The organism is Pseudomonas sp. KB_12 (assembly GCF_052114545.1).
GTDB classification, from domain to species: domain Bacteria; phylum Pseudomonadota; class Gammaproteobacteria; order Pseudomonadales; family Pseudomonadaceae; genus Aquipseudomonas; species Aquipseudomonas brassicacearum.
The window spans coordinates 172,756-185,218 of sequence record NZ_JBFREY010000009.1 but is presented as its reverse complement, the minus strand read 5'-3'; the positions used below and the strand labels follow the sequence as shown (position 1 = coordinate 185,218).

The window sequence follows — 12,463 nt, the reverse complement described above, 5'->3', positions numbered from 1 at the left end:
TCGCGAGCAAGCTCGCTCCCACAGGCCTACTGCACCGGCTCGCTAGTGGGCTTGGCAATGATCGCCTTCAACTCGCTGGTCATCGGGAATTCCAGGTTCAGGCCCTTGGGTGGGATCGGTTTCTGGAACCAACGGTCGTAAATGTCGTTGATCTCTCCCGACTTATACAAATCGGCCAGGGTCGCGTTGACCAGCGCCAGGAATTGCGGGTCGTCCTTGCGCACCATGCAGCTGTAGATTTCCCGCGATTGCTCTTGCCCCACCACCACCCATTTGTGCGGGTCGCGAGCCTTGGCCCGTTCGCCGTATAGCAACGCATCATCCATGTAGAACGCCGCCGCCCGGCCTGTCTCGAGCATCTGGAAGGATTCGCCGTGGTCCTTGGCGCTGATGATGAACATGTCGGCCTTGTTGTCCTGGTTGTAGCTTTTCAGGAAGCGTTCGTTGGTGGTGCCGGCGGTGGTCACCACGTTCTTGCCGCGCAGGTCGGCGAAGCTGTGGATGCCGCTGTCCTTGGCCGTCAGCAACTGGCCCTTCACGTAGATGAAGCCGTAGGAAAACGCCACTTGCTTCTGCCGCTCGGCCGTCACCCCGGTAGAGCCGCACTCCAGGTCCACGGTGCCGTTCTGCACCAGTGGAATGCGGGTCTGGGACGTGACCAGGTTGTACTTCACGTTCAGTTGCGGCAACGCCAGTTGGGTCTTGATGCGCTCGACAACCTTGCCCGCCAGTTCCACCGAGTAACCCATCGGTTGGCCGCTGCTGTCACCGACGTAGGAAAACGGTACCGAAGCGTCGCGATAGCCCAGGGTAATGCTCCGGGTGCTGGCGATCTTGCCCAGTGTGCCAGCCGGGGGGGCTTCATTGGCATGGGCCTGGACGCTTAACAACAGGCTCAGGGTGCAGCCGATCAACGTGATTTTTTGCATTGTTATTCTCCGTTGGGTGGGTCAGGCGGCGCGGGGCGTCAGGCCCTGCAAGTCGATGGAAGGCGTGTGCTGGCCGATCAGCTCGCTGAGCAAGCGAGCGCTGCCACACGCCAGGGTAAAGCCCAAGGCCCCATGGCCGAGGTTGAGCCACAGGTTACGGTAGCCGGTGGCGCCGATCAGCGGCACGCCGCTGGGGGTCGCCGGGCGCATGCCGGCCCATTCGACGGCACGCGAATAATCCCCACCCAGAGGGAAGGTTTCCAAGGCCTGGCGCTTGATCAGGGCCAGGCGCTTGGGGTCCGGCGCCGGGTCGAAACCGACGATGTCCACCATCGCCGCAACGCGCAGTTGTTCGCCGATGCGCGCGTAGACGACCTTGCGGTCATAGTCGGTGATGCTCAACTGCGGTGCCCGATGCCGTGGGCCAATGGGCGCGGTCAAGCTGTAGCCCTTGAGCGGATACAGCGGCATCCGCACGCCGGGCAATGCGAGCGCTGCGCTGCGGTGGCCGGCGGCAATCACCAGTTGCTCCACCGGCAGCCGCTGCCCGTCCAGCACAATGGCCTGCACCGCACCGTCGGCGTGCTCGATGCCGCTGACCGGGTGCCCCAACAGGAACTCGCAGCGCCCCGAAGCCCGCAAACGTGCCGCCAATTGCTGACAGAAGGCATGGCAATCGGCGACTTCCTCAGCCGGCGTGTAGATCCCGCCCACGTACGGTACGCCGGCCAGCGCCGGTTCCAGGCTCGCGCACTCGATGGGGCCAAGCACCTGCTGGTGGGCACTGTCCAACAACCCCTGCCGCGCACGCTGGAAATGCCTCGCGTCGCGAAATGTCACCAGCTTGCCGTTGCGCCTCCAGTTGAAACCGTCGAGGCGGTCTTGCTCGCGCCAGTCCTGCAAGGTGGCCTGGCTCAACAGTGCCAGGCGCAACAGGTGGGCGCCGTTACGCCGGTTGACCGAGCTCCGGCAGGCGCCGATGAACGCGGCCATCCAGCGCCACTGCGCCGGATCCAGGCGCGGTCGCAACTTGAGCGGCGAATCACCGCGCAGCATCCAGCCCAGCGCCTGCCAGGGCACCCCGGCGTCCGCCAGCGGGGTGACGTAGCGATAAGACAACTGGCCACCGTTGGCGAAACTGGTTTCGCTGCCCAAGGTCTCCCGAGCCTCCACCAGCGTCACGTCGACGCCGTCGCGCGCCAGCGCATAAGCCGTCGCCAGCCCGACCACGCCACCACCGATGATGCAAACCCGCTGAGCCATGTCCATCTCACGTCCGTTTTCAGTGGCTTGAGGTTAGGGCCAGGTGACAGGCCTCGAACAATGAATAAAGATGGACTCCCTATAAACAAAGGTTATGGGCTCGCCATGCGTCTTCGCCATATCGAGATCTTCCAGGCCATCCGCCAGGCCGGCTCCATCAGCGGTGCGGCCCAACTGCTGCACGTTTCGCAACCGGCGGTGACCAAAGTGTTGCAGCATGCCGAGCAGCAATTGGGGTTTGCGTTGTTTCTGCGGGTACGCGGCAAGTTGCAGGCCACGCCCGAAGCGCTGGAACTGGAGCGCGAAGTCGATAAGGTCAGCGAGAGCCTGCAAGGTGTCCGGCGCCTCGCCCAGAGCCTGCGGCGCGAGCCGGGTCACAGCCTGCGGATCGGCGCGACACCGGCCCTGGCCCTGTCGCTGCTGCCGGCGGCGGTTCATCAATGGACGCAGCGCTATCCGGACATCGTCTGCGAGTTGTCCAGCGCCCACAGCCGCGAACTGGTGCAGAACCTGCTGATGCGCGAAATCGACGTCGCCCTGACCCTGCAACCGCCCGATCATCCGGGACTCAAGGCCCAGGCCCTGGCCAGCGGTGTGCTGGTGGCCCTGGCGCCGAGCGGGCATTGGACCGAAGCACAGGTGGGCCAGCCGATGCCGTTGCAGGCACTGGCCGATGCACCGTTGATCGGCCTGTCCAGCGCCGACCCGCTCTCGGCCAGGCTGGACAGCTATCTCAAGGCCGTGGAACCGCCGCCGCGCATCAGCATCGCTGTACAGACGTATTCACTGGCCCGGGCCATGGTCGAGTCTGGTGCCGGGCTGGCGGTGATCGACCCGTTCACGGCCCTCGGCGCCTCGAGCACCCGCACGGCCATCCGACCGTTGTCGCCACCGCTGCCCATTTCCCTGTATGCCGTGACCCGGGCCAACGAGGCCCCGGTGCACACCCTCGGCGCGTTGCTGGAGATTTTCGCCAGCCAGGCCCAGGCACAACTGGATCGCCTGTTCGCGGTGGCTGAACGTGGTTAGAGCACGTAGAACAGGATTGCCACGAAGTGCAGCAAGCTGCCGGCAATGACAAACAGGTGCCAGATACCGTGGGCGTGGCGCAGCCGATGGTCGAGGGCGAAGAAGATAATGCCCACGGTGTACAACACGCCGCCCGAGGCCAGCCAGGCAAACCCGGCGCTGCCCAGGGCCGCCAGCAGCGGCTTGACCGCCACCAGCACGATCCAGCCCATCACCGCGTAGATGACGATCGACAGGATCCGCGCTTCGGAGCGCGGCTTGATCTCCTGCAGTATCCCGATCAGCGCCAGCCCCCAGACGATCCCGAACAAGGTCCAGCCCCACGGCCCGCGCAGCGTCACCAGACAGAATGGCGTATAGCTGCCGGCGATCAGCAGGTAGATCGAAAAGTGATCGACCTTCTGCATGATTGCTTTTTTGCGCCCGCGCACGCTGTGGTAAACCGTCGAAGCGCTGTACAGCACCAGCAGGGTGAACCCGTAGATCGCCACGCTGACGATCTTCCACGGATCGCCCGCCATCCCGGCAATCACCAGCAACCACACCGCCCCGATAAAAGCCGCCACCGCCCCGACCAAGTGCGTCCAGGCGTTGAGTCGTTCCCCGTGATACATCCAGTCCCACCTCACATTCCAGAACAGACGCCAAGGCTCAGGCCTGGCGCTTTAAAGTGCAATGTTTTGCTTGCTGTGAAAGCAAGGCTAATGATCGTTCCCACGCTCCGCGTGGGAACGATCACATCCCAAGGCCGATTGGGGCACAATCGGGCCATACGAATAAGAGTCCGTCCCATGCTGATCGACGAAGAATTGACCCTGAAGAAACTCGAGGTGTTCCTGGCCTTCATGCGCACCGGCAACCTGGCGCGGGCGGCAGCCGAGTTGCAGACCAGCAATGTCAGTGTGCACCGGGCTATTCACTCGCTGGAGAGCGCCCTGCGCTGCCCGTTGTTCAAGCACGAAGGCCGCAACCTCACGCCGCTGGAAAGCGCTTACGTGCTCGAAGAGCGGGCGCAGAAGCTGATCCAGGACGTGGTCGAAAGCGTACGCCTGACCCGCGAAGCCGCTGGCTTCTCCGCCGAACGCTTCAAGCTCGGCTCGCTGTATTCGTTGACGGTCAAGACCGTGCCACAACTGATCATGGGCCTGAAAATCCGTCGCAGCGAGCTCAATATCGACCTGATCCTGGGCTCGAATATCGACCTGCTGTACAAGCTCAAGAACATGGAGGTGGACGCGATCCTGATCTCCCTGGACGACAGCGTGAACGACCCGGACTGCGAGCATATCGAGCTGTTTTCCGACGACATCTTCCTCGCCACGCCGGCCGATTCACCCTTTGCCCAGCGCAGCGAGGTCGATCTGGCCGAGGTGCGTGACGAGACGTTCATCACCCTGACCCAGGGTTTTGCCACGCACCAGGACGGTATCCGAGTGTTCAAGCAGGCGGGGTTCGAGCCGAAGGTGGCGATGCAGGTCAACGACATCTTCACCCTGCTGAGCATGGTCAGCTCCGGGGTGGGCTATGCGTTGCTGCCGGGACGAATTGCGGCGGTGTATGAAAACCGGGTGAAATTGATCCCGTTGCAGGAAAGGTATCGGCTACAACAGCGCATTGGCGTGGTGTTCCTGAAAGCCAAGGAGCGTGATCCGAATCTGCTGGCGCTGCTGGCTGAGTGCCGGATGTATGCCAATCGCCAGGCATAGGACGTTGTGGCGAGGGAGCTTGCTCCCGCTGGGTGGCGCAGCCGCCCCAGAATTTTGTGAGCGCTGCGCACTCAAGCGGGAGCAAGCTCCCTCGCCACAAAAGCAGTTGCCGATTAGCCGACAATCCCACGCACAATGAAGTACAGCAACGAAGGCCCCAGCAAGCACCCAAGCCCGGTGTGGAACGTCGCCGTCAACGCGCCATACGGCACCAGCCGCCGGTCCGTCGCGGCCAGGCCGGCCGTCACGCCACTCACGGTTCCGGCCAGGCCGCCGAATACCATGGCCGAGCGCGGGTTATCCAGGCCCATCCAGCGCGCTGCCATGGGGGTACCGACCATCACGATGATCGCCTTGATCAAGCCGGTGGCAATCGACAACGCCATCACATCGGACGTGGCGCCAATCGCGGCCCCGGTCACAGGCCCAACGATATAAGTCACTGCACCCGCGCCGATGGTGGTCATGCTCACCGCGTCGCGATAGCCGAACAGCCAGGCGATGCTCGCTCCGACAATGAATGGCAACACCGTGCCCAGCAGCAGCGCGATGACGCCAATCAGCCCAGCCTTTCTCGCTTCGGTGGCCTGCACTTCGAAGGCCGTGGCGACGATGGCGAAATCCCGCAACATCGCCCCGCCCATCAAGCCGATGCCGGAGAACAGGGACAGGTCCGCCAGGCCTTTTTGCCCGCCGGTCATGGTGCCGCCCACCCAGGCCAATACCAGGCCGATGACAATGGCAATCGCCGAACCGTGGATCCGTCCATAGGTCAGGCGCTTGGACAGTATCACCGACACCCACATGATCACGCCCACGAACGCGAACGCCGTGATCAACCCGTTATTTCCCAGGCCTTTCTCGATGAGATCCCACATATCAGCGGCCTCCTGCTGGCGTGCCCAGCGGGGTCAGTTCCGCCGGCTCATCAGGCAAGGGTTCGCCTTTGTGGGTCCGGCTGATCAGCGCGATGGTGCAACCGCACAGCACCACCGAACCGATGGCCGCCAACACCGCCACCGGGCCGCCGTGCAGGGCCGTAACCACGTTCTGTTGCGCCGCCATCGCCACCACCACCGGAATGTACATGGCGCCCCAGAAGGCCACGCCCATCTCGCAATCCTTGGTCATGCCGCCGCGTTTCTGCGTCCACAACCGCGCGCAGATCAGCAGGATCATCGCAATGCCGACCCCGCCCACATTGGATTTGACGCCCAGCAACACGCCGAGCATGTCGCCCAGGATCACCCCTGTCAGCGTACAGATCGCCAACAGCGCCACACCATAAATAATCATTGTTGTAGTCCTCAAAGTGCATCGTCGAAGTTGTTGTTTTTGTGCTTCGCCAGCTTGAGTCGGTGGTTTAGGGTTGGCGGTTTCCCTCCTCACGCAACAGCGCCTGCAAGGTGTCGAGCCGGGCGCCGTCGAAAGCCATGACAGTACCCTGCTCGAATACCCGACGCGCCAGGGCGGTCAGCACCGCGCCGGGCGGCAGTTCGATCTGTAGTCGCACGCCGCGCTCGTAGGCGCTTTGCACCGTGCCGCGCCAATCCACCACGCGGCACATGTTGAGCGCCAGGTCGTCGCGCAAGGCCTCGGTGTTGATCAGCGGTCGCGCGCGGCTACCGCTGAGATAACCCAAGGCCGGTGCTTTCAACGACACGTCGGCAAATGCCTGGGCCAATGCCCGGGCCGGTGCTTCCAGCAACGGGCAATGGGACGGCACGCTCACCGCCAGCCGACAGGCCTTTGCGGCGCCCAGGCTTCGCGCCTGCCTGGCAACGTTGCTCATGGCCTCGTCACTGCCGGCGATGACCACCTGGTTATCCGCGTTGATGTTGGCCAGGTAGACCGGGGTGCGGTCGCTGTGCACCTGCGCCAGCAATGCCTCCACTGCCGCGAGGTCCAGGCCGATGATCGCGGTCATGCCGTAGCCTTGCGGATACGCCCGCTGCATCAATTCGCCCCGCAGGTTGACCAGCCGCAAAGCATCCTCGAACCCCAGCGCCCCGGCCACCACCGCCGCTGGATAAGCACCGATGGACAGCCCCGCCACGTAGTCCGGGGCAGGTGCCTGCTCCAGCAGTTGCCGGGACGCCGCCACGCCGGCGATCAACAAACACAGCTGCACGGCGCGGGTCGATTGCAAGGCCTCGGCGCTGTCCAGTTGCAACACGTCCTCACCGAGTACATCACCCGCCTCGTCGAGTACGTGCGGCGCCAGGCCGTGGAGCATGCCCGCGCGCTGCGCACCCTGGCCGGGAAAGACGAAGAGGCTGCTCACGCGACTTGCTCCAATGAAGGCTGCCAAGGATCGCTCACCAGCCGTGCCTGCACGTCATCCTTGAGCAAGACCCGCCGCGACGAACCCGCCCACTCGCGCAAGGCGACGGCACCGCAGGGCGTTTGCAATTGCATATCCACGGCGCAAACCGAGGCATCCAGTTGCGCCAGCAAATCCCTGGCCTGGAGACGATCGAGAAAATGCGGCAGCCGCAGAATCAAATCCAGGTCGCTGCGTTCATGCAACGCCTCGATACCCGTGGCGAGCTCGAAGCCGGCGCTGCCGCTGACGCCCCAGGCCCAGCCACTGGCATCGAGCAGCGGACGCAGGCGGGACAGCGCTCGCAGGGCTGGCAAGTCGCGAGTCGACGCAACGTGACCAAGGTCTTCCGGCCTCACACGACGGGCAATCGCCGCGACCGCCATCGACGTTGCATAACGCTGCTCGCGCAAGCGCCCGCGCACGCCGACCGCGATTTGGCCCGGCGCTGTCAGCGAGCGCCGAACCACCACCGGTTGACCGGCGGCAATCGATTCGACCACCCATGCCGGCGCTCCCGCAGGCACCTGCTCCGGGGTCATCCCCCAGAGCAGGTCATGGGCCAGATACGTATTCACCACTGCGCTCTCAGCAGCTGGCGCACGGTGCTGGAAGCCGCGCGATGGGTCGCACCGAGGCGACTGCTCAAGTCGCGAGGCGCAGCGGCTACATCGTTGATCGCCTGCTGCACGCAATCCGTCACCCGGGCAAGATCTGCCGCCGTCGGTTGCTCGATCTGCTCCACCGACAAGGTTTCCCACAGCAGACCCAGGCTGGCAAAGCTGTCGATGTCATAGGCCATCGGCGGCACGCTGGCAGCCAACGCCTCAAGCTCCTCGACGCTGCGCAGGGTGACCCGCGCCGCCGAGGCCTTGCCCATGGCGTGGACCATCACGCCCGGGTCGCGCAGGGCGATCAGGCGGTTGGCCTGATAACCGTGGGCCAGGAACGCCCCGGACATGGCCTTGCCCACCAGCAAGCCGATCACCGGATGCCCGGCCAGTCGCGCACGGGCATAGCTGTCCGCCGCACCGGCCAAGGCCTGATGAATGCCCAGGGCTTCTTCGCGCCGGCCGTAGGCCTGGCTCGGTACATCGACAATGGCGATCAGCGGACGCTTGTTGACTGCATCGCGGTCGGCATCGATGGCGTCATCCACTGCCTTGGCCAAACCCCAGCCCTCCAGCAAACCGACTTCGCCCTGGCGAGCACGGGGAAAGCGACTGTCGGGATCCGCCACCACCGCCAGCAGGCGCACGGTTTGCTCGCCCAGCCGGACGTCAGCGGCTTTCAACGAAGCCGGCAGGCCTTCCAGCGGTCTGGCGTCGCCACCCAAGGCTTCGAACCAGCGCAAGCCTCTCAATGAATACGAACTCATGGGCGTTCTCCCTGATACAGCTGACGAACCGTGGCCGGCTCGATTTGCACTTCAGTGTCCAAACGGGCCAGGCGTTGCAGGAACAGCTCGGCCTGGCCGCTGCGGTGTTGCGCGGGAACGCCCAGGTGCAACAACTGGCCAACCTGTTGGCGGATCTGCGCCACATCATCGGCGACGTAACGGTCCACCAGCCCACTGGCGAAACGTTGTTCGCCGCCGGTCAGGCTCCAAATGAACGGCCGGTCGCGGGAGTCGTATTCGTCGATCCCGGCCTCCTGTTCGATCACTTGTGGGCCGTTCAGGCCCAGACGCGCTTCCTGGGTCACCAGCAGATAACTGCACAGCCCGGCGGCGATGGACATGCCACCAAAACAGCCGACGCTGCCGGCCACCACGCCGACCACCGGTTGGTATTGGCGCAGGTCGACAATCGCCGAATGAATCTCGGCGATCGCCGCGAGCCCGAGGTTGGCCTCCTGCAAACGCACGCCGCCGGTTTCCAGCAGCAGCACGGCGCGGGTCGGAATGCCCTTGCGGTTGTCCTCGGCGGCCAGTTCCAGCGCCCCGGCAATCTTCGCCCCGCCGACTTCGCCGAGGCTGCCGCCCTGGAACGCGCCTTCGATGGCGGCGATCACCACGGGCAGGCCATCGAGCGTACCCTTGGCGATCACCACGCCGTCATCGCTTTGCGGCACAACGCCCTGGCGCAACAGCCACGGCGACATGATCCGCTGGAACGGGTCGAGCAGTTCGCGGAAAGTGCCGTCATCGAGCAAGGCCTTGGCCCGCTGCCGGGCGCCGAGTTCGACGAAGCTGTGCTTGTTGAGCAACGCTGCACTGTCAGTCATGCCCGATCTCCTCGAAGCCTTGCTCCAGGCGCAAACGCACCACGCCGGGGGTGGCGCCGAAATCGTGGATGTCGATAGACAAGGCCGGCGGTGTCTGGCCGTCGAACATGCGGGCGAACAGGTGCTGCCAGCGTTGTTCACTGCCGTTGACCGAGGTCTGCACCTGAATGGTCAACTTGCCCGCCAGGCCGGGTTCGATCAGCACTTCAAGGTCGCCCGAGCCGACACAGCCCACCAGCGCCCGGCCGCGTGGCGGCTGCCCGGCGGGGAATTCAAAGGATAAGGTTTCCATCAGCACACTCCAGGGAAGAGGCCATCGCCGCGTTCGATACGATCGAGGAACAGGCAGGCGGCGAGCAGGTCGGCAGCGCCGCCGGGCGAGGCGTTCAAGGCAATCAGTTGTTGGTCCAGCGCGTGCAAGTGGCGACGACCACCCAGGCTCGCACTGCCACCGGCATCGAGCACCGCCTTGGCGCCCTGTTGCATGGCCTGCAAACCCGGCTCGCCGGCGCGGTAGAGCACGCAGGTGTCGGCCAGGGTGGTCATGATCGCCAGCAAGGCATCAAGCCGGGCGTTCTGCTCCCCCGCGCCCGCCGCGCGACTGCGCTTGAGCTGCGGCAGACCCAGGCCAGTCACCGCTGGGAACGCCAGTTGCGCTTCTTCCCGGGCGCCGCGCACGCCGTAGCGTTCGGCTACCTGGGCGCCGTGGCTCAAAGGTTGGGGCGCATAGCGGTCGTTGAGCAAGGCCAGGCGGGCAGCACGTAAAGTCACGGCACCAGCGACGCTGGATTCAGGTTCCAGCGCTGCCGCAGCGACCAACAGGCCCAAGGCCCAGATCGCCCCGCGATGGGTATTCACCCCACCAGTGGTGGCGAGCATCGAGGCTTCCCCCTCACGGCCGATGCGCCCGAGGGCTTCGCGTAGCGGCAAGCCGATCTCGCCACAGTCGAGGGCGGCTTCGGCCATTTCCTTGAACGCCGGCCACAGCGACAGTGCCGAAGCATGCATCAGGCCCAGGTGCAGATCGGTGTGGGCGCCATTGCCACGACGGTCCACCAAGGCCGGTTTAGGCGACAGGTCGGCTTCGTCGATCAGCGCGTCCACCGCCATATCCGCCAGGCGCTCGGCCAAGGACAGTTTTTTCGGTTGCAGGTTAAAGGCGTGCATTTACCAGCTCCTGAACTTGGCGGGCGGGTTGTAGAGGCCACCGGACCACTCCACCAGATCGGCCACGCTCTTGGCCGCGAGCAACTCGCGGGTGGCGTCGGTGCGACGGATGCCGAGGTCTTCGGGCAAGGCGATCAGCCCTTCGCGGCGCATGCGCGCGGTGTCTTTCGGGTCATGGCGCAGGCCAATGGCAGTGACGCCGGCCACGGCCGCGATCATCGCCTGACGCTCTTCCAAGGTGCGGGCCTTGTAGAGGTAGGCGATGCCCTCTTCGGTCAGCAGGTGGGTGACGTCGTCGCCGTAGATCATGATCGGCGCCAGGGGCATGCCGGCTTTCTTCGCCACGTCCACCGCGTCGAGGGTGTCGACGAAGGTCGGTTTACCGCCCTCCTGGAACGTCTCGACCATCTGCACCACCAGCTTCTTGCCGCGTTCGAGCAACGGCGCCTCGCCATCGCCATGGCGCATGTCGAGCCAGGCTGGCGTGCCGTGACGGCGACCGCGCGGGTCGTGACCCATGTTCGGCGCCCCACCGAAGCCGGCCAAGCGGCCACGGGTCACGGTGGAGGAATGGCCATCGCCGTCCACTTGCAGGGTGGCGCCAATGAACAGGTCCACTGCGTACTGCCCGGCCAGCTGGCAGACCATGCGGTTGGAGCGCAGCGAGCCGTCGTGGCCGGTGAAGAACACGTCCGGCCGGGCGGCGATGTAGTTTTCCATGCCCAGCTCGGTGCCAAAGCAATGCACGCTCTCGACCCAGCCGCTTTCGATGGCCGGGATCAAGGTGGGGTGCGGATTGAGGGTCCAGTTGCGGCAGATCTTGCCCTTCAGGCCGAGGGATTCGCCGTAGGTCGGCAGGATCAATTCAATCGCAGCGGTGTTGAAGCCGATGCCGTGATTGAGGGATTGGACGTTGTGTTTTTCGTAGATCCCGCGGATCGCCATCATCGCCATCAGCACATGCACAGGCTTGATGTGGCGCGGGTCGCGAGTGAACAGCGGCTCGATGTAGAACGGCTTGTCGGCCACCACCACGAAATCGACCCAGGACGCCGGGATGTCGACGCGCGGCAGGTCGCTGACGTCGTCTACCAGCTGATTGACCTGGACAATGACGATGCCATCGCTGAAGGCCGCCGGCTCGATCAGCGCCGGTGTGTCTTCGGTGCTGGGGCCGGTGTAGATATTGCCGGCGCGGTCGGCCATGAAACCGGCCGAGAGCACCACATTGGGGATCAGGTCCACCACCAGCCGGGCATAGAGTTCGATGTAGGTGTGGATCGCGCCGATTTCCAGCAGGCCGTCTTCGAGCAACTGGCTGATGCGCAGGCTCTGGGTACCGGCGAAGGAGAAGTCGAGCTTGCGGGCGATGCCGCGTTCAAACAGGTCCAGGTGCTCGGACCGCCCGACGCTGGGCATGATCATGTGCAAATCGTGCAACTTCGAAGGGTCGACTTTCGCCAGGGAGCGGGAAAGGAAGTCCGCCTGCTTCTGGTTATTGCCCTCCAGCACCACACGGTCACCGGGCAGGATCAACGCCTCCAGCGCAGCAACGATCTTGTCGGTGGGCAGCACCACACCGTCGGCAAGCCCCTTCACCAGCCCGAGACGCCGCTGCTTCTCGCTGCGCCGCCGCGTCCAGCGCGAGTCGGGGGATATTGTTGTTGTCATGACCACTCCACGGGTTCGCTGTCGTGGGAGTCACATTAGGAGTGTTATGGCGGGGGCATCAATCAAGCTCGACGGCGGATCGTTACGGTTGGAGTAATGGTTGAATGCCGCAGCGGACAATGCTTTTGTGGCGAGGGAGCTTGCTCCCG

At 64.5% G+C, this 12,463-nt stretch carries 14 protein-coding genes; 2 read left to right on the top strand and 12 right to left on the bottom strand.

Features of this window, described 5'->3' with window-relative positions; genetic code table 11:
• Positions 1-26: 26 nt before the first annotated feature.
• Entirely contained in the window at positions 27-929 is a 903-nt protein-coding gene (locus tag AB4Z20_RS10040) for a transporter substrate-binding domain-containing protein (protein WP_214509965.1), read from the bottom strand.
• Positions 930-950: 21 nt separating this feature from the next.
• On the bottom strand, positions 951-2,192 hold the full coding sequence (locus tag AB4Z20_RS10035; protein ID WP_442089822.1) for a D-amino acid dehydrogenase: 1,242 nt from the start codon (positions 2,190-2,192) through the stop codon (positions 951-953).
• 105 nt (positions 2,193-2,297) lie between these two features.
• On the opposite strand from AB4Z20_RS10035, the gene AB4Z20_RS10030 reads away from it, so the two are divergent.
• Positions 2,298-3,221 (top strand): LysR family transcriptional regulator, encoded by a 924-nt coding sequence (locus AB4Z20_RS10030; RefSeq protein WP_442089821.1) that lies wholly within the window; start codon positions 2,298-2,300, stop codon positions 3,219-3,221.
• On the opposite strand, the gene trhA is transcribed toward AB4Z20_RS10030, so the two are convergent.
• Positions 3,218-3,835, bottom strand: coding sequence for a PAQR family membrane homeostasis protein TrhA (trhA, locus tag AB4Z20_RS10025; RefSeq protein ID WP_018609564.1), 618 nt, complete (start codon positions 3,833-3,835; stop codon positions 3,218-3,220). The two genes, AB4Z20_RS10030 and trhA, sit on opposite strands and share 4 nt — an antisense overlap.
• A 177-nt stretch (positions 3,836-4,012) precedes the next feature.
• On the opposite strand from trhA, the gene AB4Z20_RS10020 reads away from it, so the two are divergent.
• Complete coding sequence (locus AB4Z20_RS10020; RefSeq protein WP_014340651.1) at positions 4,013-4,927, top strand: LysR family transcriptional regulator; 915 nt, start codon at positions 4,013-4,015, stop codon at positions 4,925-4,927.
• A gap of 113 nt (positions 4,928-5,040) precedes the next feature.
• On the opposite strand, the gene madM is transcribed toward AB4Z20_RS10020, so the two are convergent.
• From madM to mdcA, 9 genes are all read right to left on the bottom strand, one after another.
• A complete protein-coding gene (gene madM / locus AB4Z20_RS10015; protein ID WP_253470149.1) occupies positions 5,041-5,805 on the bottom strand; it encodes a malonate transporter subunit MadM in 765 nt (254 codons plus the stop codon).
• Position 5,806: 1 nt separating this feature from the next.
• Positions 5,807-6,223, bottom strand: a complete 417-nt coding sequence (gene madL, locus AB4Z20_RS10010; RefSeq protein WP_072405887.1) for a malonate transporter subunit MadL — start codon at positions 6,221-6,223, stop codon at positions 5,807-5,809.
• Positions 6,224-6,290: 67 nt separating this feature from the next.
• Positions 6,291-7,211 (bottom strand): malonate decarboxylase subunit epsilon, encoded by a 921-nt coding sequence (gene mdcH / locus AB4Z20_RS10005; RefSeq protein ID WP_442089820.1) that lies wholly within the window; start codon positions 7,209-7,211, stop codon positions 6,291-6,293.
• Entirely contained in the window at positions 7,208-7,828 is a 621-nt protein-coding gene (locus AB4Z20_RS10000; protein ID WP_442089819.1) for a malonate decarboxylase holo-ACP synthase, read from the bottom strand. Before AB4Z20_RS10000 ends, mdcH begins: the two co-directional genes overlap by 4 nt.
• Positions 7,825-8,628 (bottom strand): biotin-independent malonate decarboxylase subunit gamma, encoded by an 804-nt coding sequence (mdcE, locus tag AB4Z20_RS09995; RefSeq protein WP_253470152.1) that lies wholly within the window; start codon positions 8,626-8,628, stop codon positions 7,825-7,827. The genes AB4Z20_RS10000 and mdcE overlap by 4 nt, the downstream gene beginning before the upstream one ends.
• On the bottom strand, positions 8,625-9,476 hold the full coding sequence (locus AB4Z20_RS09990) for a biotin-independent malonate decarboxylase subunit beta (RefSeq protein ID WP_442089818.1): 852 nt from the start codon (positions 9,474-9,476) through the stop codon (positions 8,625-8,627). The genes mdcE and AB4Z20_RS09990 overlap by 4 nt, the downstream gene beginning before the upstream one ends.
• On the bottom strand, positions 9,469-9,768 hold the full coding sequence (locus tag AB4Z20_RS09985) for a malonate decarboxylase subunit delta (RefSeq protein ID WP_003206454.1): 300 nt from the start codon (positions 9,766-9,768) through the stop codon (positions 9,469-9,471). Before AB4Z20_RS09985 ends, AB4Z20_RS09990 begins: the two co-directional genes overlap by 8 nt.
• Positions 9,768-10,643, bottom strand: a complete 876-nt coding sequence (locus AB4Z20_RS09980) for a triphosphoribosyl-dephospho-CoA synthase (protein ID WP_258689607.1) — start codon at positions 10,641-10,643, stop codon at positions 9,768-9,770. Before AB4Z20_RS09980 ends, AB4Z20_RS09985 begins: the two co-directional genes overlap by 1 nt.
• A complete protein-coding gene (mdcA, locus tag AB4Z20_RS09975; protein WP_258689609.1) occupies positions 10,644-12,314 on the bottom strand; it encodes a malonate decarboxylase subunit alpha in 1,671 nt (556 codons plus the stop codon).
• Positions 12,315-12,463: the final 149 nt, after the last annotated feature.

What these genes read in the sequence shown, in the direction of transcription:
- AB4Z20_RS10040 (WP_214509965.1), bottom strand. Translation starts at nt 929, where the DNA reads ATGCAAAAAATCACGTTGATCGGCTGCACCCTGAGCCTGTTGTTAAGC.
- AB4Z20_RS10035 (WP_442089822.1), bottom strand. Translation starts at nt 2,192, where the DNA reads ATGGCTCAGCGGGTTTGCATCATCGGTGGTGGCGTGGTCGGGCTGGCG.
- AB4Z20_RS10030 (WP_442089821.1), top strand. Translation starts at nt 2,298, where the DNA reads ATGCGTCTTCGCCATATCGAGATCTTCCAGGCCATCCGCCAGGCCGGC.
- trhA (WP_018609564.1), bottom strand. Translation starts at nt 3,835, where the DNA reads ATGTATCACGGGGAACGACTCAACGCCTGGACGCACTTGGTCGGGGCG.
- AB4Z20_RS10020 (WP_014340651.1), top strand. Translation starts at nt 4,013, where the DNA reads ATGCTGATCGACGAAGAATTGACCCTGAAGAAACTCGAGGTGTTCCTG.
- madM (WP_253470149.1), bottom strand. Translation starts at nt 5,805, where the DNA reads ATGTGGGATCTCATCGAGAAAGGCCTGGGAAATAACGGGTTGATCACG.
- madL (WP_072405887.1), bottom strand. Translation starts at nt 6,223, where the DNA reads ATGATTATTTATGGTGTGGCGCTGTTGGCGATCTGTACGCTGACAGGG.
- mdcE (WP_253470152.1), bottom strand. Translation starts at nt 8,628, where the DNA reads ATGAGTTCGTATTCATTGAGAGGCTTGCGCTGGTTCGAAGCCTTGGGT.
- AB4Z20_RS09990 (WP_442089818.1), bottom strand. Translation starts at nt 9,476, where the DNA reads ATGACTGACAGTGCAGCGTTGCTCAACAAGCACAGCTTCGTCGAACTC.
- AB4Z20_RS09985 (WP_003206454.1), bottom strand. Translation starts at nt 9,768, where the DNA reads ATGGAAACCTTATCCTTTGAATTCCCCGCCGGGCAGCCGCCACGCGGC.
- AB4Z20_RS09980 (WP_258689607.1), bottom strand. Translation starts at nt 10,643, where the DNA reads ATGCACGCCTTTAACCTGCAACCGAAAAAACTGTCCTTGGCCGAGCGC.
- mdcA (WP_258689609.1), bottom strand. Translation starts at nt 12,314, where the DNA reads ATGACAACAACAATATCCCCCGACTCGCGCTGGACGCGGCGGCGCAGC.